22 protein-coding genes and 2 pseudogenes are annotated in these 21,766 nt (G+C 43.7%); 15 read left to right on the top strand and 9 right to left on the bottom strand.

Annotated features, from left to right (window positions below; genetic code table 11):
* Nucleotides 1-27: 27 nt before the first annotated feature.
* Nucleotides 28-1,254, bottom strand: coding sequence for an MFS transporter (locus ACKKE8_RS02170; protein WP_409176722.1), 1,227 nt, complete (start codon nucleotides 1,252-1,254; stop codon nucleotides 28-30).
* A gap of 250 nt (nucleotides 1,255-1,504) precedes the next feature.
* Between ACKKE8_RS02170 and ACKKE8_RS02165 the strand changes: the two genes are divergently transcribed.
* The gene (locus ACKKE8_RS02165; RefSeq protein ID WP_409176721.1) at nucleotides 1,505-2,086 is read left to right on the top strand and encodes a TetR/AcrR family transcriptional regulator; all 582 of its coding nucleotides are present in this window, start codon (nucleotides 1,505-1,507) and stop codon (nucleotides 2,084-2,086) included.
* 74 nt (nucleotides 2,087-2,160) lie between these two features.
* On the opposite strand, the gene ACKKE8_RS02160 is transcribed toward ACKKE8_RS02165, so the two are convergent.
* Nucleotides 2,161-4,131, bottom strand: coding sequence for a methyl-accepting chemotaxis protein (locus ACKKE8_RS02160; RefSeq protein WP_409176720.1), 1,971 nt, complete (start codon nucleotides 4,129-4,131; stop codon nucleotides 2,161-2,163).
* Nucleotides 4,132-4,481: 350 nt separating this feature from the next.
* Between ACKKE8_RS02160 and ACKKE8_RS02155 the strand changes: the two genes are divergently transcribed.
* Both ACKKE8_RS02155 and ACKKE8_RS02150 read left to right on the top strand, forming a co-directional pair.
* On the top strand, nucleotides 4,482-5,258 hold the full coding sequence (locus ACKKE8_RS02155) for a hypothetical protein (protein ID WP_409176719.1): 777 nt from the start codon (nucleotides 4,482-4,484) through the stop codon (nucleotides 5,256-5,258).
* A 255-nt stretch (nucleotides 5,259-5,513) separates the two neighbouring features.
* Nucleotides 5,514-6,575 carry an SDR family oxidoreductase gene (locus tag ACKKE8_RS02150; protein ID WP_409176718.1) on the top strand — a complete coding sequence of 354 codons (1,062 nt, stop codon included), beginning with the start codon at nucleotides 5,514-5,516 and terminating at the stop codon, nucleotides 6,573-6,575.
* A 135-nt stretch (nucleotides 6,576-6,710) separates the two neighbouring features.
* On the opposite strand, the gene ACKKE8_RS02145 is transcribed toward ACKKE8_RS02150, so the two are convergent.
* The 4 genes and pseudogenes from ACKKE8_RS02145 to ACKKE8_RS02130 form a co-directional block, all read right to left on the bottom strand.
* Nucleotides 6,711-7,916 (bottom strand): MFS transporter, encoded by a 1,206-nt coding sequence (locus ACKKE8_RS02145; protein ID WP_409176717.1) that lies wholly within the window; start codon nucleotides 7,914-7,916, stop codon nucleotides 6,711-6,713.
* Between the two features lie 96 nt (nucleotides 7,917-8,012).
* Complete coding sequence (locus ACKKE8_RS02140) at nucleotides 8,013-8,315, bottom strand: ArsR/SmtB family transcription factor (RefSeq protein WP_409176716.1); 303 nt, start codon at nucleotides 8,313-8,315, stop codon at nucleotides 8,013-8,015.
* Nucleotides 8,316-8,638: 323 nt separating this feature from the next.
* Nucleotides 8,639-9,628 (bottom strand): chitinase, encoded by a 990-nt coding sequence (locus ACKKE8_RS02135; protein WP_409176715.1) that lies wholly within the window; start codon nucleotides 9,626-9,628, stop codon nucleotides 8,639-8,641.
* A 42-nt stretch (nucleotides 9,629-9,670) separates the two neighbouring features.
* Nucleotides 9,671-9,913 (bottom strand): annotated as a pseudogene (locus tag ACKKE8_RS02130) (fibronectin type III domain-containing protein); the annotation flags it as partial.
* Nucleotides 9,914-10,017: 104 nt separating this feature from the next.
* Here ACKKE8_RS02130 and ACKKE8_RS02125 point away from each other — a divergent pair.
* Nucleotides 10,018-10,128 (top strand): annotated as a pseudogene (locus ACKKE8_RS02125) (GNAT family N-acetyltransferase); the annotation flags it as partial.
* A 360-nt stretch (nucleotides 10,129-10,488) separates the two neighbouring features.
* Here the strand turns inward: ACKKE8_RS02125 and ACKKE8_RS02120 are convergent.
* The gene (locus tag ACKKE8_RS02120) at nucleotides 10,489-11,226 is read right to left on the bottom strand and encodes a hypothetical protein (RefSeq protein ID WP_409176714.1); all 738 of its coding nucleotides are present in this window, start codon (nucleotides 11,224-11,226) and stop codon (nucleotides 10,489-10,491) included.
* Nucleotides 11,227-11,228: 2 nt separating this feature from the next.
* Nucleotides 11,229-11,900: a hypothetical protein gene (locus tag ACKKE8_RS02115; protein ID WP_409176713.1), complete on the bottom strand. Its 672-nt coding sequence runs from the start codon at nucleotides 11,898-11,900 to the stop codon at nucleotides 11,229-11,231.
* Nucleotides 11,901-12,069: 169 nt separating this feature from the next.
* On the opposite strand from ACKKE8_RS02115, the gene ACKKE8_RS02110 reads away from it, so the two are divergent.
* Genes ACKKE8_RS02110 through ACKKE8_RS02100 form a run of 3 tightly spaced genes read left to right on the top strand, consistent with a single transcriptional unit; the run spans nucleotide 12,070 to nucleotide 13,438 of the window.
* Complete coding sequence (locus ACKKE8_RS02110) at nucleotides 12,070-12,480, top strand: hypothetical protein (RefSeq protein ID WP_409176712.1); 411 nt, start codon at nucleotides 12,070-12,072, stop codon at nucleotides 12,478-12,480.
* Between the two features lie 47 nt (nucleotides 12,481-12,527).
* Nucleotides 12,528-12,971: a disulfide oxidoreductase gene (locus ACKKE8_RS02105; protein ID WP_409176711.1), complete on the top strand. Its 444-nt coding sequence runs from the start codon at nucleotides 12,528-12,530 to the stop codon at nucleotides 12,969-12,971.
* Entirely contained in the window at nucleotides 12,941-13,438 is a 498-nt protein-coding gene (locus tag ACKKE8_RS02100) for a thioredoxin family protein (RefSeq protein WP_409176710.1), read from the top strand. The genes ACKKE8_RS02105 and ACKKE8_RS02100 overlap by 31 nt, the downstream gene beginning before the upstream one ends.
* Before the next feature lie 107 nt (nucleotides 13,439-13,545).
* Here the strand turns inward: ACKKE8_RS02100 and ACKKE8_RS02095 are convergent, their stop codons facing one another.
* Nucleotides 13,546-13,821 carry a carbohydrate-binding protein gene (locus tag ACKKE8_RS02095; RefSeq protein WP_409179060.1) on the bottom strand — a complete coding sequence of 92 codons (276 nt, stop codon included), beginning with the start codon at nucleotides 13,819-13,821 and terminating at the stop codon, nucleotides 13,546-13,548.
* Nucleotides 13,822-14,189: 368 nt separating this feature from the next.
* Here ACKKE8_RS02095 and glpT point away from each other — a divergent pair, with 368 nt between their 5' ends.
* The 8 genes from glpT (at nucleotide 14,190) to ACKKE8_RS02055 (ending at nucleotide 21,482) form a co-directional block, all read left to right on the top strand.
* On the top strand, nucleotides 14,190-15,554 hold the full coding sequence (gene glpT / locus ACKKE8_RS02090; RefSeq protein ID WP_409176709.1) for a glycerol-3-phosphate transporter: 1,365 nt from the start codon (nucleotides 14,190-14,192) through the stop codon (nucleotides 15,552-15,554).
* A gap of 198 nt (nucleotides 15,555-15,752) precedes the next feature.
* Nucleotides 15,753-15,878: a hypothetical protein gene (locus ACKKE8_RS02085; protein ID WP_012684041.1), complete on the top strand. Its 126-nt coding sequence runs from the start codon at nucleotides 15,753-15,755 to the stop codon at nucleotides 15,876-15,878.
* A gap of 5 nt (nucleotides 15,879-15,883) precedes the next feature.
* Nucleotides 15,884-17,377, top strand: a complete 1,494-nt coding sequence (locus ACKKE8_RS02080; RefSeq protein ID WP_409176708.1) for a spore germination protein — start codon at nucleotides 15,884-15,886, stop codon at nucleotides 17,375-17,377.
* Nucleotides 17,378-17,405: 28 nt separating this feature from the next.
* Nucleotides 17,406-18,515, top strand: a complete 1,110-nt coding sequence (locus tag ACKKE8_RS02075; RefSeq protein WP_409176707.1) for a spore germination protein — start codon at nucleotides 17,406-17,408, stop codon at nucleotides 18,513-18,515.
* Nucleotides 18,493-19,707 (top strand): Ger(x)C family spore germination protein, encoded by a 1,215-nt coding sequence (locus ACKKE8_RS02070; RefSeq protein ID WP_409176706.1) that lies wholly within the window; start codon nucleotides 18,493-18,495, stop codon nucleotides 19,705-19,707. The genes ACKKE8_RS02075 and ACKKE8_RS02070 overlap by 23 nt, the downstream gene beginning before the upstream one ends.
* A 358-nt stretch (nucleotides 19,708-20,065) precedes the next feature.
* Entirely contained in the window at nucleotides 20,066-20,485 is a 420-nt protein-coding gene (locus ACKKE8_RS02065; protein ID WP_007723602.1) for a MarR family winged helix-turn-helix transcriptional regulator, read from the top strand.
* A 27-nt stretch (nucleotides 20,486-20,512) separates the two neighbouring features.
* Nucleotides 20,513-21,154: a nitroreductase family protein gene (locus tag ACKKE8_RS02060; protein WP_409176705.1), complete on the top strand. Its 642-nt coding sequence runs from the start codon at nucleotides 20,513-20,515 to the stop codon at nucleotides 21,152-21,154.
* Between the two features lie 31 nt (nucleotides 21,155-21,185).
* Nucleotides 21,186-21,482, top strand: a complete 297-nt coding sequence (locus ACKKE8_RS02055; RefSeq protein WP_409176704.1) for a putative quinol monooxygenase — start codon at nucleotides 21,186-21,188, stop codon at nucleotides 21,480-21,482.
* The last annotated feature ends 284 nt before the right edge of the window (nucleotides 21,483-21,766 follow it).

Raw genomic sequence — 21,766 nt, 5'->3', positions numbered from 1 at the left:
ACCATCTCTCCTTTTGCAAAAATTGTTTCAGTCAACAGCTCTGGAAGTCACTGCCCAATACACCAGAGCCAAAGCACTGACAGAGGCTCCGAGCAAGCACACTCCCTCCCAACCAAAATGCGCATATGTATAGGTCGAGGCAATGGAGCCAGCAGAAGAGCCGATCGAATAGAAAACCATATACCCCGCTGTGAGCCGACTCCGCGCCTCTGCCCCCAAGGTGAAGATCATACTTTGATTCGTGACATGCACGGCCTGCACCGCCAAATCAAGCAAAACAATACCTATCGCCAAGGCAAATAACGACTGTTCTATATAGTTGATTAGCAGCCAGGATAGTAACAATAGACTTAAAGCAAAGCCCGTCGTTCTCTGTCCATAGCCTCGATCTGCAAGCTTCCCTGCCCTTGCTGCAGCTAACGCTCCGGCAACTCCTACGAGACCAAACGCCCCGATCGCCGTATGCGACAAAGATAATGGCGGCGCACTCAGAGGCAGTACCAATGGCGTCCACAAAATGCTAAACGCAGCAAAAATCAGCATAGCCAGAACAGAGCGAATACGTAATAGCCGTTCTTGTGCGAACAGCATCAGTACCGATCCCAGCAACTGGAGATAGGATAACGGCTTTACCTCCCGCTCCCTATTTGGCAATACCCGAAATAATACGCAAACCATTACCAATAGAAATGCAGCAGAGGCCAGATATACGGAACGCCACCCCGCAAGATCTGTTAAAACTCCTGCAATGGTTCGCGCTAGTAGTATGCCAATGACGATTCCACTTGTAACTACTCCAACCACTCGGCCTCGCTCAGCAGGAGCAGCCATTGTCGCCGCGAATGCAACGATCGTCTGCGTCACAACGGCAAGCAATCCCACCGCAGCTATACCTGCGAATAGTACCGTGCTGGTGGAGGCAGTCCCTACGATAACCAGCGCTACCACAGATAAAAACATCTGACCGATAATCAAGCGGCGCTGGTTCAATAAATCGCCAAGTGGCACAAGCAATAACAGTCCTACTGCATAAAAGATTTGAGTAAGGGTAATGAGAATCCCAATGATGGAATAGTCAATTCCGAACTCAATCGACAAATGATCAAGTAGTGGTTGTGCGAAGTAGATATTCGCAACTGACATCCCGCAAGCAACCGCAAACAATAGTGTTACATAGCGAGGCATAGGAGCGCTTTGGGCTGAATCCGCCTTCCTATCGGCTTTGGCCGTTACTTTTTCAATAGTCTCCTCCATCTGTCTTCACCTTCCCTCCATTCATTTTACGTTTAGAGCAAAATAACATACCGATCGGTACGTTATGATGCCCAGTAAATATATCCCACTATTTCTTTTTCTGTCAACAGCATTCTTTTTAGGTTAGGATAAACCGCCCTGAAATTGACAAGACAGCTAAAAAACAATAAAATATAAAATACCATTCAGTACAAAAAACTCTATTGGCGTTACATAGATTCGAATACATGAGTAATGAGAGGAACTCTTTATGGCAAGAACACGCGAATTTGACGAAGAAAAGGTACTAGATGCAGCTATGCAACTCTTTTGGGAGAAGGGGTATGAAGCTACCTCATTGAGTGATTTAACTTCCCGAATGGGTATCCAACGTCCAAGTATTTACTCAACCTTTGGGGACAAAAAAGAATTGTTCGAAGCCGCACTACGCAGATACACGATGTCTCGTGCTTCGGAGGTACGAACAAAGCTTCAAAACCAACCATCCGTAAAAGAGGCTTTTCGCCATTTTTTTAAAGAGGTGGCCGACGAGGAATATACAGAAAGTCTCAGCCGCGGATGCTTTTGCATTAATACCATGGTCGAACTTGCCCCTCATGATGAGAAATTTGAGATTTTGACAAGGGAACACCAAATGTACCTCTCTGTCATCTTTCAAGAAACGATCGAGCGAGGCATCCAATCAGGTGAACTCGATTCGAGTATAGACGCGAAAGCTACCGCACAAGCGCTTATCGTATCGTTAATTGGACTGACCGTAATCTTGAAATCTCGTCCAAATCGATCTTTTGTTGATAATTCGATAGAAGTCACGCTTACATTACTTAGGTAAACATTTGGATCAACTTGGACAAAAAAAGACCAACATCTGTTGGTCTTCTTTCTCTCCGTCACTACAAACTACTGTTATCGCTCCAATTTAAAACGCTGCACCAATGACTGCAACTCTTCCGCAATGTTAGCAAGGTGCGCTGCCGAAGCCGCCACTTCCTCCATCGAAGCATTCTGTTCTTCGCTGGCTGCGGCGACTTGGTCGACCTCTTGTGCAGTGGCTTGGCTCATAGCGCTCGATTCACCAAAGGCTACAAGCATCGCTGTATTCGATTGCATCAACCCTTCGCTGACGCGGGCTACTTGCGCGAGGTGAGCGTCAATGCGGTTAATAGCCTCATACATTTCCGTAAAACGCTGCTCAACCGATTGTGTCAAATCACTTCCCGCTGTAGCAGAATCCACGCCCTCCTCCGTGCGTCTAACCATGTGAAGGACACGATTCTGAACGTCGCCGATCAGACTGTCGATCTTTTCAGCAGCAGAACCTGTCTGATCAGCCAGCTTGCGTACCTCATCAGCGACGACAGCGAACCCGCGACCTTCTTGCCCGGCACGTGCCGCCTCAACAGCTGCATTCAAAGCAAGCAAATTCGTCTGAGAGGCAATCTCCTGGATGAAACTCGTCACCCCGCTAATTTCTCCAGCAACCCGTTTCAACTCCTCCATCTCATCTTTTGAACGAGTGGAGTGCTCTACGATCATATTCACCTGTTGTCTCGCCGCTCCGAGGGACTCCTCTCCGGTATTGGCCAGTCCTGTGATGAGCTGCGACATTTCCGTACTCTCACGCAGGATGCGGATGGCATCATCCAGCTCCTGTTGCGCTTGCGTCGCCGATTGCTTCACAGTATCTATACTCCGATTCATATCTGAAGACATGGACGCTATTTCTTGCATGGAGGCCGCCACTTGTTCAATCGTTTGCACGTTCTCCTCCGAATTCGCAGACAAATGATGAGAAGAAGCAGAGATTTGCTCGGAATGATCGGTAATTTGACGCAGGACATCGGACAATGATTGTGACATCGTATTGAAGTTGGATTCCAGCTGCCCAATCTCATCCGTTCTTCCACTCTCAATAGACCGGACCGTCAAATCCCCATGCGCGATCGAGTCGGTCAGTTGCTTCAATTGCAGGATTGGTCGCACCGTGCGTTTCATGAATATCCAAACGAACAGGGCAATGAGGGCAAGCAACAGTACGATGAACATAAATGAAATCCGCAACAGTGGCCCCGTTTTTTGATTGATTTCACTCCAATCTATCACGGAAACGACGTTCAATCCGAGCGAATTTTGCTTGTTGAAATGGTAGTATTCACGAAGCTCGTCAACGTTCATTTCGAACGACCCCTGCTCCTGATCACGCATCACTTGGAAGCGCTCGTCTTCAAGCGGCTTGCCTTGTGGGAATCGCGGATGCGACATCGTCACGTTGCTCTGATCGAACAAGCTGACATATCCCTTTTCACCGATCTTGTACGTCTTTACCAGCTCGTTTAAGTGATCGATAGAAACGTCGATACCCGCTACTCCTGTGCCGTTCGAGAGCGTCTTGGCAAACGTAATCACGTAGCTCCCACTGACCGCATCGATGTAAGGTGGCGTCACAATGACCTGCCCTTTATGCTGAATCGCTTGCTTGTACCACTCACGCGTAGTCGGATCAATTTCCTTTTTCGCCGAGTTGTAGTATCGATTGTCGTAGTACATGAACGCAGCCAAAACATTGTCGATGTCTTTCTCTATATTGCGGATGCGATCATAGATATACGTATCCGCATTTTGCCCCGGTGGAACTTGAACATCCGCAAAGCTATCAATGGTTACAGAATAATCCTTGTACGAATTATTGAGTACTTGCGTAATCATCGTGGTAACTGATTCGACTTGGGACAACAATTCGCGCTCTAGCTGGTTTCGCGCCAGTTGAGTCAAGGAAAGGCTCAGAACAACAGAGGGAACAACGATTAACAAGACGAGAAAAAACAGCATCTGCTTGGATAGCGATGCTTTATAGCCGGTAAACATCTTTTTGATCATCTGTGATGGCTCCTCTCTTATGGAAGTAAGATAACTAGCTGCTGTGAGAGCAACAGAACAAACCGTTTTTTGCAGCCCAAACACCGCCTCACAGGTCGACTGAAGGCGTACTGATTGACGGCCAAGCCCTATAACTCTGCTGGCCTTCTCCAAGTTCATGTAAAGTATATTTTCCCTATTACTATCACTCTGAAACTTCACTGCATACAAACAAGCCAGTTCTATTATCATTGTAAAATATGGAAAACTTCTTTCCGATACAAATAATAACCAAAAAGCAGTAATCCAAAGTCTGGATTGGCTGCCGTTTGGCTAACGAATTGATTGAAGAAAGGAGGTCACAATCATTCATGTTGTCTGTTATGTCCAGATTTGTCATGGGCTCTTCCGTCCAATATCATCGCGCAGGAATTCACCCCCAAACGAAAGCACCAGAGCAAGATCGTAGAAAGAATCAGGATCATGTAACGATAAGCCAGCAAGGCCTACAACTAAGCAATGGGAAAAACGCACCCAATAAGATGCTACAAAGCCTCATGGAACAAAAGCAAGCGATGCTGGAGCGACGAAATAACTATTATGCGGATGCGGTTGAAAAACTGACAGACCCGAAAGTCATGAAAGAACGACTGGATGAAATGGACAAACAGATCGAGGAAATCGATACGCAGATGAAACAAATCCAGTTGGAAGAACAACGCAAGGCGAGTGGCACGGAAGAGAGCAAGGAACAGAAAGCTTCAGATTCCGCCCCCCAACAAGAGGAATCACCACAATCCTCCCCTACCCTCCATGCTGTTTTAACGGCAACCCACGCTCTCAAGAATATACACAGTGTAAAACGCGCTCAGATCACCTTGGAACTAGAGGCTAAGGCGTGGGAACCCGCGTCAAAGGACGGAGATTTTACGAGGTCCAGAGAACTGAAGCGGAAGGCAGAAGGCTTGGACGGTAAGCTGCTGAAGATGGCTGACGAGATCGACAAAAAGCTTGAGAATTCTCAAGAGGTTAATCAGGCAGAGCGTTCATCTAACGACAAGCAACTAGATGAGCAAAAGAAAAACCCTTACCAACAGCGAATGGAAAACCAACATGTATCTGGAGCTACCATAAACTGGATCGCATAAGTTATAAGCGAGAAACCTCCTGCCGCTACACAGTAGTAGCTCAGGAGGTTTTTTCGGTTTGTTTCGAGAGGAAAATACCGGGTAATCCAGGCGACCGGATGATCCATGTGGCTGTTAAACGGTTGTTTAAAACAGCTCAGTTGTTCACGATACCGTTTCATCCGTGCTCGTCACAGCTACATTTTTCATCATATAATGAATTATTGATATTTCAGCAACTCCCTACCTAACAAACATACGGAGCTGGTTAACCATATGAATATCCTCGTAACCGGAGCAACAGGTTTTCTCGGAAAAAAACTATCCCAAGATCTATTAAACGAAGGTCATACCCTTTACTTACTCGCTCGAAATGAAAAAAAGGCAAGCGATTTGTTGCATAGCTTTGCCGAAAAACACCGGACACGGGTACATATTTTACTAGGTGATGTTTCGAAAAAAGGCTTGGGCGTCTCTGAAAATGATCGGGGACAGCTCAATCAAAAAATAGATGCGATGTACCATATTGCCGCATACCTATCCTTCGATCCCGCTCAGAAACCGCAGACGTACGAGGTAAATGTAGAGGGAACAAAAAATACGTTACAATTCGCAGAAGCCATTCGCTCCCCCCGCTTTATCTATGTGAGTACGGCTTATACCATCGGCACCGAAACAGAAGGACAAGAAGCGCTGTACAGCCCGGAACGTTCCTTCGTGAACAACTACGAAGAGACAAAATGCTTGGCGGAGCATCTCGTCTTCTCCTACAGCGACAAAATGGAGACCATCATTGTCAGACCGTCAATCATTATTGGTGATTCCAAAACGGGCGAAGCCGATACCAATTTTGGCTTGTATGGATTATTGAAAGGTCTTCGCGTACTGAAAAGAAGAGCATCCCGAACAGAAGGCTGGGACAAGCAAAAGTACCGGATCTTGGTGGATGTCGACGTGAACTCGAACCTCGTTCCGGTTGATTATGTCTCTTCTGTCTTGCTCGCTGCACTTATTCATGGCGAGCATAAGGAAATCTATCATGCTACCAACCCTGTTCCACCTACCCAACAACTGGTGGTGGATTGCATCAAAGAAGTTTTGGATTTTCCGAATTTAGTTCCTGTTCCATTTGAAACAGACGAGCTTCTAACCGAAGAAGAGAAAGCTTTTAATGCTTCTATGAGCTTGTTCCATTCGTATTGGAAGCGGAGTATCTCTTTCCCGAATGACAACACCAAGAAACTGCTGCAAAAATTGGGTCAAAGTGAGTTGCAGATGGATAAAGAGATGTTGATTGCGATTATGAGTGGGTTTCAGAAGCAGGCTGTTCTTAGTTAGTCAGCCGCAGCATGAATACCGTACAGGATGAATAGGTTCCTCAAAACAACAGGCCACCCTTAAAGGATGGCCTTCTGTTAACATCGCATCAACGACAGAACCGTTCCTTCGAGCCTGTGTCTCCGGGGCTGGCGATCAGCGGTTGTTGGACCGTGTTTCGTATGCGCCTGGTTTATGTCTAACTTTTTCTTTTAACATCACATGTAAAATCAGTGCAGCAACGATAGCGATCACAACGCCAATCATACCTAACCAAGTAATTGACGATAAGGATACTTGATCAACAGCGATGCCTCCAATTCCAGCCCCTGCCGCCATCGCGAGCTGCATCATAGATTGGTTAAGACCAAGCATTACCCCTGAATTATTCGGTGCAATCCGAACCAAATTATACTGTTGGGTTGGCCCGGAAGACCAAGCGGCGAAGGACCACAATACCAATATCGCGATCACCGTAAACGGTTCATGTGAGATAGATACGGTAATCGAGAGCAAAATGAGAGCTGCAACGTGCAGAACCATTCCACCAAGTAATGTAGAAAATACTCCCCATTTGTCCGTACTGTAACCACCGAATTTGGAACCGATCAAACTAGCTAAACCGAACGCCAATAAAGCCCCACTCAACAAATTTTCACTTATGTCAGCAGCTTCGAGAAGATAAGGAGATATATAGGTGTAGGCAATGGAATATCCACCCAGCCAAAAGAACGTAACCGATAAACCAAGCCCGACTCTCGGGTTTTTCAAAAGTGCTAATTGCTTCGAAAGAGGTACGGGTTCATCTCCTTTTACTCGTGGGATCGTGCGGGACAGGACAACCATCGCCAAAAGACCTGCAAGTGCAATAAACCCGAATACAGATTGCCATTCAAATGCGGCTGCCGCTACTCGTCCGAGGGGAACACCGATAATTAAAGATGCTGTAAATCCCATAATGACAGTTGCGATCGAACTTGCCTGCTTGCCTTCAGGAGAGATCTTGGCCGCGATATCTAACGCAGTTACAACCACCATTCCAGCACCTACAGCCATGATCACACGGGCCATAATAAAGAATTTAAACCCCTGAAGAGCGAACGACAGTATATTGGCCAATACGAAAATTCCTAGTGAACTAACAAGAAGCCTCCGCCTATCCATTTTCGCCGTTATCGCCATCATCACAGGAGTTAAAATGGCATAAACAAATGAAAAAATAGTAACCAGCTGTCCTGCCGCTGTAATGGAGATGCCCATAGTATCCGAGATCTTATCCAGGATGCCGGAGATCACATACTCTGAAGTTCCCACTAGAAAACTGACCAATGACAAAAAGTAAACCTTCCATGTATTCGACATGAATAGCACTCCTTAAAATTTAAACATATTAAGATATGTCGATATGAAACTTAAAATAAAACTGAACACTCCATGTAAGCATTCAGTATTATTCGATCATATTTGACTGCTAAAAAAAGCGCCTATTTCACTTATTTTTTCTTCGTCCCTGGTATAGTACGTATATTTGCCAATACGCTCCGTCTTGATCAGCCCAGCTCGTTGGAGAATGGACAAATATTGGGACGCGGTTGATTGGGTCATATTCAATTTCTCAGTTATTTGACTGACGCATACCCCGATCTTTCTCATATCAACTCCTTCATGGGGTGTAAAATGTTTTTCGGGCTCTTTTAACCAATGCAGAATTTGGAGTCTAGACTCGTTGGACAGCGCTTTAAAAATTTCAATTGGATCCATACGCATTATTATATCGAGAATTATCGATGTGTCAATGATTCTGATACAAATGAGGGAAGACATTGCTTAACCCTGTAACAGCAGATTAATGCCATTCGTCTGCTTCCTCTTGCCCCACTCCCCTCACATCCCAGGTACGTTTTTTCAAGGCGAAGCCATTTAACCCAACAATAAGAAAACCCCAGTTATGACCAATTTAATTGGCATACTGGGGCTACTTTTGTTGAGTGACAAATTAAAAAACTTTGAAACCAATGAGGGCATTCTGCTTGCCCAGACAGTTAAATTCTAGGTCGCTCTCTTTTTCCCTGAAGATTCCGTTATTACTGGTTCAGTGAATCAAGCGAAGTGCGAACATTATTAGCAAACGAATAGTTATTTTTAGCATCCCAGTTGATAGACCAGGTCATAACTCCTTGGAACTGCGGATAACCAGCTGGATTTTGGAGTTTGTAAGTTCCTCCAAAAGACGTGCCTTTCACCAAGTATTGAAGTGCTTTTTGGATATCGGCAGGAGACGTATAGCCTCCCCCGGCAGCACTTGGAGCAGAAGGCAGCCCGATCGCGACTTGGTTCTCCCTCAAGGCTGGAAACATGTTGTTAGGATTACGTCCGATAGGGAATCCTTTCAATAGCATTTCTGCCATCGCTACTTGGAAATCAGCCGTTCCTTGTTGATACGTACGACCATCTAACGCTTCTAGCGCTCCAGAATTATAGTGTTGGACGTGGATATAATTCATTCGATCGCGAAGGGCATGAATCACAGGCAGATAAGCGCCCCACGGCCCACCATAACTAGCGTAGCCTCCTTGGACATAAGCCGTTTCTGGCGCCATCGTCAAAATGAAAGATGGGCCAAATGTATTCGTGATCGTCTGAGTCGCTGAAATTAAGTTTATAATTTTAGGCGTTGTCGGATTTCTAAAATCAGTGTCCCCCGCATTTAGCGACAGGGAGCTTCCTTCCAGATCAATATCCATACCATCAAAACCATACGTTTGAATGATCGAGGTCATCGAGGTAATAAAATTTTGTTTGGCAGCATCCGCCGTCAGCTCGACTGTACCATTCGCTCCGCCAATCGAGATGAGGACCTTCTTCCCCTTTGATTTTAAGAAGGCGATATCTGACTTAAATTCCTCAATGGATGCATTGAACGGCACGAATCCCATTGTCGCATGATCGCCACCGACTGGTTCTGCGAACGCAACATTGATTACATCGTATTTATCTGAGACATCTCTTAGCTTGAGTACCGTAGAACCATTGTCAAAATTATGCCAGTAGCCGATCAAAACTCGTTTGGACACCGGTTCATTTGGGGATTTAGATAAAGTGGTTACCGTTATCGAGGCGCTGGGTGGGGATACATTGCCTGCGGCATCTTTTGCCTGTATCGTGAATGAATAGGTCGTATTCGCTAGAAGCCCAGTCACGGTATAGGATGTTGTACTCGATGTACCAGCAAGTGTATCTCCGTTGTAGACGAGATACTCTTGAACAGCTATGTTATCCGTAGAAGCTGACCAAGATAAGCTGACCGAACTACTTGATATCCCTACTTCACTAAGATTTGTGGGGGACGTAGGTGGAATGGTATCGGGAGCGGAGGGACCTTGCAGTTGCCACAGCGTCGGTACGTTGGGCGGTTCCCATCCGACAAGCCCACATCAAAAAACGTCAGATCGAAAACGGGATCGCGTTTGTCGGTCTATTTGCATCTGAAGGAAAAGAAGCCTTTTATGAGAAGTTCAACTTTAAAAACCATGCCCCACATATGACTGGGATGTTTAACGTATTCGATTCTTAGTTTCGGCACTAAAAGTGGCTGCCCGGTCTCTGGCAGCCACTTATTACGTTATCGGGTTCGTTAGTTCAACAAAGACAGCGATAGTCTAAGACTTTATTTTTCAAGTCTTGGGCCGTCGCTGTTTCTTTTTTTAGTCAGTCTAATACTTATTTTTCGAAGGCTAGGCGTTTAAGTCCATAAGAAATGCGTAATATCAAGGTCGCCAGTCTATGACTTTATTTTCTTCGAACATTTGGCGGATGCAACGAAGAAGAGAAATAAGGCGCAGGGCGGTAAACCAAACGTTTACCATAGCACCCAAAACTTTTTACGCTCTCAGAAAAACGTACGTGGGAATAATCGCCACGTACTTTCTCTGTTTTATGAGTTGTTATTCTTCATTTCCTTTTTTTCTTTTTCTTTCTTCTCACGATCTTTTTTCTGTTTTTCTTCATCTACTTCGTTTGAGATCATTGATTCCAATCCAAAGCCGTATACCAGTTCCTGGTATAGCGTATTATCCTTTTTAATATCCTTGATTTCGTCTGGAGTGAAGTAAATTCCTTTTGTTACCTCAAAGCATTCGTGCCCTTCACAAATTAGCTCTTCTGGAGACCAGCGATTTGGTGCTTTATCAAAGTTTCTATCGATAACCTCTTGATCAACAATAAATATACCAAGAGATTCTTTGCTAGGTTGATCAACTACTCTGTCTCCAGAACCACCGCCATACACGGGATGAGAATTACTTGGGTCATTAAGAAATGGAGTGAAGGAGCACCCTTCAGTAACTTCTACATCGACTGAATCATAATTAACTTCTTTATATCTTTTATTCTCCCTACTTAACTTTTCAATTTGTTTCTCAATTTTAGCGACAATTTTCTCGTCACTTACATCTTTACCTCGAATGCTCGAAACATTTTCCACACAAACAGTCATTTTTGAGCGGTTGCTCGTTAAGAGAGTACCTCCAATAAACATATTGTCGCCATGTTCATCGGCATGTTTCTGTTTATTTTTTGATGCTGCTTCAACTGCTGTAAAATAATTTCCACCAATCATTACACTAGTGAATAATGCGATTACAGTAAATAGCCAAAGTTTTTTCCTTTTCATTCTTAATCCCCCCTAGCCTCAGTATCAACTGAATCTAAATCGTCTGCGGTTGGCTGTGCGTAATTTGTAGAACAACCATACGCTTTACTGTGCATTATGCTCTTCGTGCAAGTGCTCCCCATGGAAGGTCCTCCGTCTATTAGGCCAAGCAAATGCCCAGTTTCATGATTTATCGTGTGTGAACCCCCGTTGGTTAAATCCCTTGATCTTATATATGCAGCTCCATAGGTGTAGTGAGTATGTCCATCAGATTGTTTAATTGAGCCATATCTCCTCACGCAGGAAAACCTGGAAGTAGTACTGTCTGAATCGCAGGTTACTGTGGAATTCGTATTATCCTCAATATAATATCGAAAGGTTGTTTCTTCCTCTTCAGCGGATGTCAAGTCACTGCAATTACTATCAGAACCTTGTCCTATGAAATAAATTCTATTGTTGGCTAATCCATCCCATCCTCCGTCAGCAAACAGGATATCTCGAACCTCTATATATGCATCGTTTTGACTCCAAGATGAAGAGTTTTCAGTTTCAACACAAAAATACTCGTCTACAGAATTATAATGTGTACTTTGAATGTGCCTCTTAGGGGAATAGGGATGGTGTGCAAATGCAGTTGATTGTACTAATAGTAGTAACAAAAAAACAACGGCGAAACATTGAAACATTCTTCCCATAAATCAATTCCTCCTGTCTTTTCCTGAAACAAAATCTCAACATTCAGATAACTTGTTAGCCCTCCTATCAATGGTTTTAAAAACAAAATCTGGAAATTTTTACATACTTATATTATAATCGAGAATACCAAATTGCAATAAACAAAATGGAAAAAAGAGGGGAATGTTGATGAAATTACGAATTTTTTGTCTAGTATTACTCTTTTTAATTGGATGTGAAAATAAAGACAACATTAATTCCTTGTCCTCTTCCTCCGTCGTAGACCGTGATAAACTTGTAGATCAATTTCTTATAATTCACGATTTTAATTCTGGTGAAGAGTTCGACACACAAAAGTTAAAAGAAATACAAAATGATTCAAATCGGCAAGATTATAAAAAAGTGCTCGATGATTTCTTTACACAACATTTACAAAAAGAGATGGAGTCATTTCAAACTATTAATAAAAGCGAACATGAACGACACATTCTAGTTATAACAAAAGATCGGTGGTTATATAGAGTGAGCTTAAAACAATGGCCAGATAATAATAATATTTGGACAGTAGATATGTATGGTGGTTTACCGCAGTCCCAGTAATATCCAAACCCTTAAAATAAGTTGTCACATAAATGAGGGAAAAGTTTATGACAAATCCTAAGCTTCTTTTTATCGGTTTAGCCGTTTCCATAATTGCAACGCTAGGTAGTTTGTTTCTATCGGAAGTTATGCATTTTATTCCTTGTGATCTTTGTTGGTTTCAAAGAATTACGATGTATCCCCTTACCATAATATTAGGAATTACTTATCTAAGAGGAGATTACCGACAAACCTTTTATGTTTTTATTTTTTCAATAATAGGTGGGCTGATAGCTTTATCACATTATTTGTTCCAAATGCTTCCTAATACATCTGGCGCCTCATGCGGAATAGTCCCCTGTACAGTTGATTATCTAAATTGGTTTGGTTTCATTACAATTCCTTTTCTTGCATTAGTCGCTTTTATAATTATTGGTATTACATCCTTTACTATTTGGAATAGGGTGAGGGAGGAGTTAAAGTGGGAAATACAACAGCCAAAAGATTTATGATTGTTTTCATTTTCCTTATTGTCATTATTGGCCTATTCACAGGATTATACATTTTTACTGAGGTCAAAAAGAATACACGTAATGATGAATATAGTGGAAGTAATCCGTATGCCAATAAGAATCTTCATCAAGAAACAATTAAACAACTAAATGATCCACTATACCAAAATATTATATTGCCAGAAGAACTTGATAAACGGTTACAAAATAACGATTCGTTGTATGTTTATTTCTATAGCCCGACATGCGTACACTGCCGTAACGCTACACCGAAACTTATGCAAGCAGCTGATCAATTAAATAAGGAGGTATTAATGTTTAACCTATTGGAGTTTGAAAACGGATGGGATGATTATCAAATTGAAGGAACTCCAACTCTACTAAAATACGAAAAAGGTCTTGAATCCCTTAGGCTAGAAGGCGATCAGGCTGACGAATCTTATGTAAAGTTTTTTTCATCAAACTAGGCCCTGTCGATGGAAGGCTTTAGTTGTAAAATCGTTACTAGATAGCCTGAAATCATATAACTCCTCCTAATTGGGATCATATCAATTTTGTGGTCGATTAAAAAAATTTAGTAGTCTGCCGGCATATATAATTCAGCTAGATGTCCAATACACCAGGTGTGTATCCAGTACGGCCCTTCAACGTAGCCATATAATCCCTTAGTTCCTTTTTCAAGCGATGTATGAGCAAATGTACATTTGTAATCTTGCCCTTGATACGTAACCATGTCTCCTACCTTGTATACGGTGTTGGGAGTCCACGGTGTCGTGGCGTGAGAAGACTGCGGGAATAGAGAAAAGATTAAGATAAGCGATAGTACTACCAAAACTCCTGTTTTTCTCATCAAAAAATACATCAAGCAAAGCCTCCTTCATTTTTACTTGTTCAAAAAAGATGCGTCATACAGATGAGAAACCATAAAGATATACTTACATGTGGAAAAAATGTATTTTTTTGAATAACATATACATAAGAAAACCTCTATCGAGGCTTTTTCGCAGAGGGCGACTACGTATGGAAAAACAACCCAGAATAACATCATTGACAACGTTTTCACAGAATAATAGAATACACTTAATGACAAGTTAACTATGATGGAGATTCGGAGACTCATACTTTTTGGCACTTTCATTTTTTGAAAGCGCCATTAAAGTGTGGGTTTTTTTACGTGTATCGCCATCTTTGTTAGAAATTACTTAGGGGGGGAATAAGATGCTCAAACTGTTTAAGCCTGCACCGCCGATTGACAGATTGCCTGACGAACAAATTGATTCTGAGTATAAAAAGCTCAGGCTTCAGGTGTTTCTCGGAATCTTCATCGGTTATGCGGCGTACTATCTCATCCGCAAAAACTTTTCGCTCGCCATGCCTTACTTGATTGAAGAAGGATTTACAAAAACAGAGCTCGGTTTTGCGTTATCCGCCATTTCGATTTCCTACGGGATCAGCAAGTTTGTAATGGCCATTTTTTCAGACCGAAGCAACCCGCGAATGTTCTTGCCTGCCGGATTAATTCTTTCTGCACTTATTAGTTTGCTGATGGGCGTTGTTCCTTACTTCACCTCATCTGTCACGATCATGTTTGTGATGCTGTTCCTGAACGGTTGGTTCCAGGGAATGGGCTGGCCTCCATCCGGGCGTGTTCTCGTACACTGGTTTAGTGTAAGTGAAAGAGGAAACAAAACAGCCATTTGGAATGTAGCCCATAACGTTGGCGGAGGCTTGATGGCCCCCCTCGCTGTTGCAGGTGCAGCGATGTTCACCGGGCTTTCGGGTAACGCCGCTTCCGGGTATGAAGGCGTGTTTATCCTGCCTGCTCTGGTTGCCATTGTTTTTGGATTCATTACGTATTTCTTAATTCGCGATACTCCGCAGTCAGTCGGCCTGCCGCCTATTGAAGAATATCGCAATGACTATCCAAACAAAGCGAAGAAAACGTTTGAAACAGAATTCTCCACAAAAGAAATCCTTTTCAAATATGTGTTGAACAACAAATGGGTTTGGGCAATCGCGATTGCCAACATCTTCGTCTACTTCGTCCGTTACGGCGTTCTGGACTGGGCTCCGACCTACTTAAGCGAGGAAAAAGGCTTTGATATGAACAAGTCGAGCGTTGCCTACTTCCTGTACGAATGGGCAGGTATCCCGGGAACGCTCCTGTGCGGCTGGCTGTCCGATAAATTGTTCAAGGGCCGCCGTGGACCCGCAGGGTTTGTCTTTATGCTCGGCGTATTGATCGCTGTTCTGGTCTACTGGTTCAACCCACCTGGAAATTCCGTGGTCGATATGATTTGCCTGATCGCTATCGGTTTCCTGATTTACGGTCCAGTCATGCTGATTGGTTTGCAAGCCCTTGATTTTGTTCCGAAAAAGGCTGCTGGAACCGCTGCAGGACTGACGGGTCTGTTTGGTTACCTGGGCGGTACAGTCACAGCGAATGCATTGATGGGGGTTATCGTTGATGCCTCCGGCTGGGATGCAGGATTTATGTTGCTGACAGCTTCGTGCGCATTGGCTGCTCTTGTTTTTGCCCTTACGTGGAATGTACGGGGGCAGGAAGTCGTTAAAAATCATTAAAATAGCAAAAAGAAGGATGAAAATCGTTGTGATTTTTATCCTTCTTTTTTTATCAGAACCGATTCCCCCGATCCAGAGTGGCCTAACCTGAACATTGAATACCACATTTTCCAGCTGATTGGAATAAGAATTGTCATGCTAGAACAAAATAGGACAAGCTCTTTTACGATTGTAATGAAGCTGCAAAGGAGGAAAACCATGTGGAAAACAATTGTTTCAAATCTTCCTGCCTGGCCAGTTTTTATTCAAGCCGCAGTCGTTTTTCTTGTTCCTTATGCGATTTCAAGATTATTTCATTGGATTCGTACAACGGAGGAAGAATGATATAGATGGAAAGTATCGCTCCGTTTACAGACGATTACCTATCGAATTTGAATCTTATCCGTCAGGAAATCGGCCAAAACGCAGATGTGCATATCCGCGAATTTTCTTTCGGACAGACTGCCATTCGTGCTTCCATTATTTTTGTAGATGGGTTATCCGATCGGGATCTCATCGATAATACTATTCTGAAAACGCTCATGAATGATTCTGTGGCAGTGATGGTACAGGAGAATTCTTCCGGGGCCGTTTCTGTTTCCAAAGAGTTTTTCATCAATCATGTGCTTTCCATCCATGAGATACTGGAATGCCGGGATGTATACGATCTGAGGACAAAAGTATTGACTGGCTTCACGGCACTATTGATTGAAGGGGCCGCAAATGCTCTCCTTCTTAATACCGTAAAAGTAAAAACAAGAAATATAGATGAACCTGTCTCAGAATCTTTGGTCAGAGGCCCTAGAGTAGGCTTCACGGAAACGTTAAGCGAAAATACCGCCCTCTTGCGGAGACACGGTGAAAATGGAGATCTTCTCTTCCTAAAATTTCAGGTGGGCGAGCGTGCAAAAAAAGAGCTGATTATCGCCTATATGAAAGAGATTGCGAATCCCGCGTTGGTTGAAGAAGTAAAAAACCGAATTACGAAAATTAAAATTGACCATGTGCCGGAATCCGGCTATGTGGAGCAATTTATTGAAGATAATTATCTCAGCCCATTCCCGCAGGTGCAGAGCACAGAACGGCCTGACCGCGTCATCAGTGCATTACTGGAAGGACGAGTGGCCATCTTGCTGGATGGTACTCCTTTTGCCTTAATCGTTCCGGTTACGTTCAGCATGCTCCTGCAATCGCCTGAAGACTATTATGAGCGCTGGATTCCAAGCACATTCATTCGCTTGTTGCGCTTTTTCACTGCCTTTGCTTCCTTGCTTATACCGGCCCTCTATATTTCTTTTATCTCATTTCACCAAGGGTTGATTCCTACCGAATTGGCTATTTCCATCATCAGCACTCGACAAGGAGTTCCATTTCCCGCTCTGTTGGAGGCACTGATCATGGAAGTTTCCATCGAGATTATGAGAGAAGCCGGTCTTCGATTGCCGAAACCAATCGGCCCTGCCATCGGGATTGTCGGTGGACTGATTATTGGTCAAGCTGCAGTACAAGCAGGTATTGTCAGCCCAATTATGGTAATCGTCGTGGCTGTCACTGCTATTTCCTCCTTTGCCATTCCGTCATACAACCTGGGTATATCCTTACGTCTCATTCGGTTTTTGGTCATGTTCTCCGCAGCCATGTTTGGATTGTACGGGGTGATTTTGTTTTTTCTCTTGCTTACGAGTCATTTGGTAAAACTAAAAAGTTTTGGTGTACCTTATGTTACTCCTGCTGTTCCCTATCGGTTAAGGGATTGGAAAGATTTTATGGTGCGCATGCCACTCATGATGATGAAACGCCGTCCAAAAATGCTGCATACCAAAGAGCCGACTCGCAAAGGATAGCCACTCAGTATAGAAGGTGAAGCCCAAAATGATACCCACCCGAAATGATCGGATCACCACCTCGCAAACAGCAGTGATCATCATCAACTTTATACTGGGAGCGGGAATCCTTACCCTGCCTAGAATCTCAGTGGAAAAAGCAAAAACACCGGATGTATGGATAAGTGTTCTCATTGGCGGTTTACTCGCGATGCTCACTGGGATAATCATTGTAAAATTAAGCCAGCGGTTCCCTGATAAAACGTTTTTTGAATACAGCCAGGAGATTGCAGGGGAATGGGTTGGAAGGATACTCAGCCTTCTGATCATCTGTTATTTTTGTTTAACCTCATCTCTTCAAGTCCGATCTATGGCTGAAGTAACAACCTTTTACTTGCTGGAGAAAACCCCAACGTGGGCCATTGTTATGGTATTTTTGTGGGTTGCTCTTTATCTTGTCGTAGGTGGCATCAATTGTCTCGCCCGTATGCTTGAAATTATCTTGCCAATTACTGTCCTCTTTTTTTTGGTGGTTTCCTTGATGAGCATAAAAATTTTTGAAATCGATCATCTTCGTCCCGTATTGGGGCTAGGGTGGAAACCGGTGTTCGATGGGATTAAACCAACTGCGCTCGCTTATACCGGTTTTGAAATAATGATGATTCTGGTGGTATACATGAGACAACCAAACAAAGGCGTGAAAGCTGTTGTGGTGGGAATTAGCGCCTCGTTGATCTTTTACCTGATCACAGTCGTGATGGTCATTGGGGCGTTTTCAATCGATGGAGTCGTCACAAGGACATGGCCGACCATTGATCTCATACGAAGCTTTGAAATTACCGGTTTACTCTTTGAACGGTTTGAATCGTTGCTGCTCGTATTATGGATTATGCAAATCTTTTCTACTTTCACGTTGGCTTACTACTCAGCCGCTCTAGGCCTCGCCCAGCTCTTCAAGAAAAATATTGAGCCGTTTCTATTTGGATTGCTGCCTGTTATCTACATCATCACGATGACTCCGAAAGAAATCAATGGCGTATTTGCACTTGGAGATTTTGTGGGCAATGCATCCATTTTCTTATTTGGCATACTGCCCCTTCTCCTTCTTATTATTTCTGGCTGGAAGGTGGGTAAGCATGAAGCAAAGTCATCATCGTGAGCGGCTCCTCCTCTTGACATCGTTATCTGTTTTCCTGCTCTTCTTACTGACCGGATGCTGGAGCAGCCAGGATATCGACAAGATGGGTATGGGCATCGGTTTAGCATTGGATGTCGGCAACAAATCAAATGTTGAAAAAAAGCTGGAAAAGCAAGGAAAGAGCCCTCCTCACGTTGACACAATCACCATGACTTATCAATTTATTAACCCAAAAGCAACAAGCAAAGAAAGCAGTTCGGCAGGACCACAACAAAAAGCATATTTGAATGCGTCCCAAACCGGTGAATCTATCCTTCCAATCATCCGTGAATTTTCATTGAGTCATGATGCCCCCTTGTTCAGCCCGCACTTAAAAGTCATTGTGATTAGCGAGGCTCTGTTACACACACATCGTTTGGAATCTTTGCTGGATCTATTTCTGCGAGATAACGAAATACGTCCAAGCTGCTTGGTATTGGTTAGTAACGGGAATGCCCGCCATGTCTTGGAAACCAAAAAGCCTGGAGAATTGCCAGCACTGAAATTGCTTGGAATCGTAGATAACCGAAGCCGAACAGCCAAAATTTTACCTCCTGTGTCACTCGCCAAATTAACAACCAAGTTGAATTCCGAATCAAGCTTTCTCTTGCAAAATGTAGCCGCTTCTGACAAAGAAGTGAAGTTTGAGGGGGCAGCCGTGATCAATGGAAAGACAAAAAAATGGGCAGGATTTTTAAACGAAATGGATTTGGAGGGCATAACGTGGATAACCGGAAAAGGAAAAGGAGGGCTAGTGAGAAGCCTTGACAAGGAGACAGGTCAACTAATCATCTATGAGATCGAAACCATGGAGAGCAAAATCACTCCCCATGTTGACGGAAACAAGATTTCCTTTGATGTGCATATCAATTCGAAAGGACGCTTGTCTGAAAATTGGGTGTTGAACGCAAATCCTTTTGAAAATGAATTCCTGAAAAGGGTGGAAAAAGCGGCTGAATTGGAAGTACGGAAACTGGTCAAGAGTGTCACAGCAAAAATACAAAACAATTTCCATGCGGATGTTGCCGGATTCGGAGAACGTTTGCGAATCGAGTATCCAAAAACGTGGGAGAAAGTAAAAAAAGATTGGGATCAAACATTTAGCACCGTACCCATCACTTACTTCGTAAAGCTGACCACGACTGATTTCGGCGCATCAAGGCCTAGCAAGTGAAGCTTCCTTCCGTTTCGATATTCATTAATTGTAATTGGAGTAAGTTACCCCCTCTCCCCTTACTCCATTCCCTCTTCCTATGAATCACTTAACTTCTGCTATGACCATACCGTCCCGTCTTTTTTTGAGGGAGAACATGATGATACCATGAAGAAATTGCTATCACCTCCGTTAGCCCAGCGACTTTTGCAGAGACCATATGTTGCAAACGCTGAAATAAGATGTTATATTAATTGACGTATCAATGGTTGATACCTCAAATATCATCAAGTTATCATGCTCAACTGACTGTATGTTGTCATTGCTTGTGGATATATGACTGAGTTCCTATTCATATTGCCCCCGGGAGGCATTTTTCATGACACGCAAGGAATTTGAAGAGGAGCAGATACTGAATCTGCTCATTGGATTAACCAATAAAATAAGTCCCAAGTTCGAACGCTGTACCGGAATCAGCTCTACTCGTCTCGCGATCTTGCAAATCCTTTGCGAATGCAACGAAATCAATCAGTCCCAGCTACAAAAGCACATCAATATCGACAGTGCTGCCATTACACGCCACCTGAAGCAACTGGAAGCGGATGGCATGGTGACCCGACATAAAAATCCAAATGATAACCGTGAAACCTTCGTTCGTCTATCCGAAGAAGGACATCATCGGATTGAAGGGTACAAAAGCGAGAAACGAAATTTTATCCAGCAGATTCTGGAAGGCTTCAGCGAGGATGAAACGCAGGTCTTAACTGATTTTCTCAAACGCATGCAAAACAACATTTGATTGTTCAAAAAAGGAGTCTGTTTTTACATGATAAACACAGTACAAAGAACAAATGATTTTCGTGAAATCACGTTTGGTCGTCGTTCTGTCAAACTTTATGATCCAGAAATAAAAATCAGCCGCGAGGAAATGACTGAAATTCTAGCGGGAGCCACACGCGCTCCATCTTCGGTCAACATGCAGCCTTGGCGCTTTGTGGTTATCGAAAGTCAAGAAGGGAAAGAAAAGCTTGCAGAGCTGGCACGCTTCAACAAGACGCAGGTACTCACCTCTTCCGCCGTCATTGCCGTATTCGTCGACATGAATAATGCGGAATATATGGATGAGATATTTGGAAAAGCTGTCGAGCTCGGATACATGCCGCAGGAAGTGAAGGACATGCAGCTGAAAGCCGTAAAGCCTTACTACGCCAATATACCAGCCTCTGACCTGCGGGATGTCAATTTTATCGATGCCGGTCTCGTATCCATGCAATTGATGCTGGTTGCCCGTTCATTCGGCTATGACACGAACCCGATCGGCGGCTATGAAAAGGATCAAATAGCAGAAGCTCTTGATTTGGACAAGGATCGCTATCAACCGATCATGCTGATCAGTATCGGGAAAGCAACCAAGGAAGGATACCCATCTTACCGTCTCCCTGTTGAGACAGTGACAACCTGGAAATAATTCAAATTCGTTGGAAGAAAGGTAGAAAACCATGCTTATTATACATGCCCATCTGCAAGTGATACCCGCACAGGAAGAAGTCTTCCTTCAAGCGGCCAAAGCCCTGGTTGCTGCAAGCCAAGCTGAAGAAGGGAATGTGGGATACACCCTTCTGAAAAGCACAGAGCAAGAATATCACTACACCATGGTAGAAAAGTGGAAGGACGCTGCCGCAGTAGCGGCGCACAATGCAAGCGCTCATTTTCAGGATTTTGTGAAGCAAGCTCCTTCCTTTTTTGCGGCAGCTATGGAAGTGGAAGTATTCGCAGGAGAGCCTGTGAAGTTGTAATTCAGGATGTACGGAAAAACAGCAAGGTTGGTCCTGCGATCAGCCTTGCTGTTTTTTTGTAGGAAGGAAAGACGCTGCCGTGAAAAGTGTCAGATCTGCCTGGCTGTGGTCGTTCGGCAGTCTCTCAAAGCCGTTTAAAGTCACCGTCATTGCTTGTGTGAACAAACTGAATCACTGGTTTTTACCCTGTTAAAGCATAAAGAGACTTTCCTTGACCATGCTTAATACCAAATAGTGATCAACTCTCTATTTCATCTTTCGACGATGTTAACGAGAAGAACCTC

This window comes from Brevibacillus fortis (assembly GCF_046196545.1).
GTDB classification, from domain to species: Bacteria; Bacillota; Bacilli; order Brevibacillales; family Brevibacillaceae; genus Brevibacillus; species Brevibacillus fortis_A.
The sequence above is the reverse complement of the archived record's forward strand: the minus strand, read 5'-3'. Positions and strand labels throughout refer to the sequence as shown.

Bases quoted from the DNA above. Each gene is read 5' to 3' on its own strand.
- ACKKE8_RS02170 (WP_409176722.1), bottom strand. From the start codon at position 1,254: ATGGAGGAGACTATTGAAAAAGTAACGGCCAAAGCCGATAGGAAGGCG.
- ACKKE8_RS02105 (WP_409176711.1), top strand. From the start codon at position 12,528: ATGACAAATCCTAAGCTTCTTTTTATCGGTTTAGCCGTTTCCATAATT.
- ACKKE8_RS02110 (WP_409176712.1), top strand. From the start codon at position 12,070: ATGAAATTACGAATTTTTTGTCTAGTATTACTCTTTTTAATTGGATGT.
- ACKKE8_RS02085 (WP_012684041.1), top strand. From the start codon at position 15,753: ATGTGGAAAACAATTGTTTCAAATCTTCCTGCCTGGCCAGTTTTTATT.
- ACKKE8_RS02095 (WP_409179060.1), bottom strand. From the start codon at position 13,821: ATGAGAAAAACAGGAGTTTTGGTAGTACTATCGCTTATCTTAATCTTT.
- ACKKE8_RS02115 (WP_409176713.1), bottom strand. From the start codon at position 11,900: ATGGGAAGAATGTTTCAATGTTTCGCCGTTGTTTTTTTGTTACTACTA.
- ACKKE8_RS02145 (WP_409176717.1), bottom strand. From the start codon at position 7,916: ATGTCGAATACATGGAAGGTTTACTTTTTGTCATTGGTCAGTTTTCTA.
- ACKKE8_RS02155 (WP_409176719.1), top strand. From the start codon at position 4,482: ATGTTGTCTGTTATGTCCAGATTTGTCATGGGCTCTTCCGTCCAATAT.
- ACKKE8_RS02070 (WP_409176706.1), top strand. From the start codon at position 18,493: ATGAAGCAAAGTCATCATCGTGAGCGGCTCCTCCTCTTGACATCGTTA.
- ACKKE8_RS02075 (WP_409176707.1), top strand. From the start codon at position 17,406: ATGATACCCACCCGAAATGATCGGATCACCACCTCGCAAACAGCAGTG.
- ACKKE8_RS02120 (WP_409176714.1), bottom strand. From the start codon at position 11,226: ATGAAAAGGAAAAAACTTTGGCTATTTACTGTAATCGCATTATTCACT.
- ACKKE8_RS02140 (WP_409176716.1), bottom strand. From the start codon at position 8,315: ATGGATCCAATTGAAATTTTTAAAGCGCTGTCCAACGAGTCTAGACTC.
- ACKKE8_RS02055 (WP_409176704.1), top strand. From the start codon at position 21,186: ATGCTTATTATACATGCCCATCTGCAAGTGATACCCGCACAGGAAGAA.
- ACKKE8_RS02060 (WP_409176705.1), top strand. From the start codon at position 20,513: ATGATAAACACAGTACAAAGAACAAATGATTTTCGTGAAATCACGTTT.
- ACKKE8_RS02150 (WP_409176718.1), top strand. From the start codon at position 5,514: ATGAATATCCTCGTAACCGGAGCAACAGGTTTTCTCGGAAAAAAACTA.
- ACKKE8_RS02165 (WP_409176721.1), top strand. From the start codon at position 1,505: ATGGCAAGAACACGCGAATTTGACGAAGAAAAGGTACTAGATGCAGCT.
- ACKKE8_RS02080 (WP_409176708.1), top strand. From the start codon at position 15,884: ATGGAAAGTATCGCTCCGTTTACAGACGATTACCTATCGAATTTGAAT.
- glpT (WP_409176709.1), top strand. From the start codon at position 14,190: ATGCTCAAACTGTTTAAGCCTGCACCGCCGATTGACAGATTGCCTGAC.
- ACKKE8_RS02160 (WP_409176720.1), bottom strand. From the start codon at position 4,131: ATGATCAAAAAGATGTTTACCGGCTATAAAGCATCGCTATCCAAGCAG.
- ACKKE8_RS02065 (WP_007723602.1), top strand. From the start codon at position 20,066: ATGACACGCAAGGAATTTGAAGAGGAGCAGATACTGAATCTGCTCATT.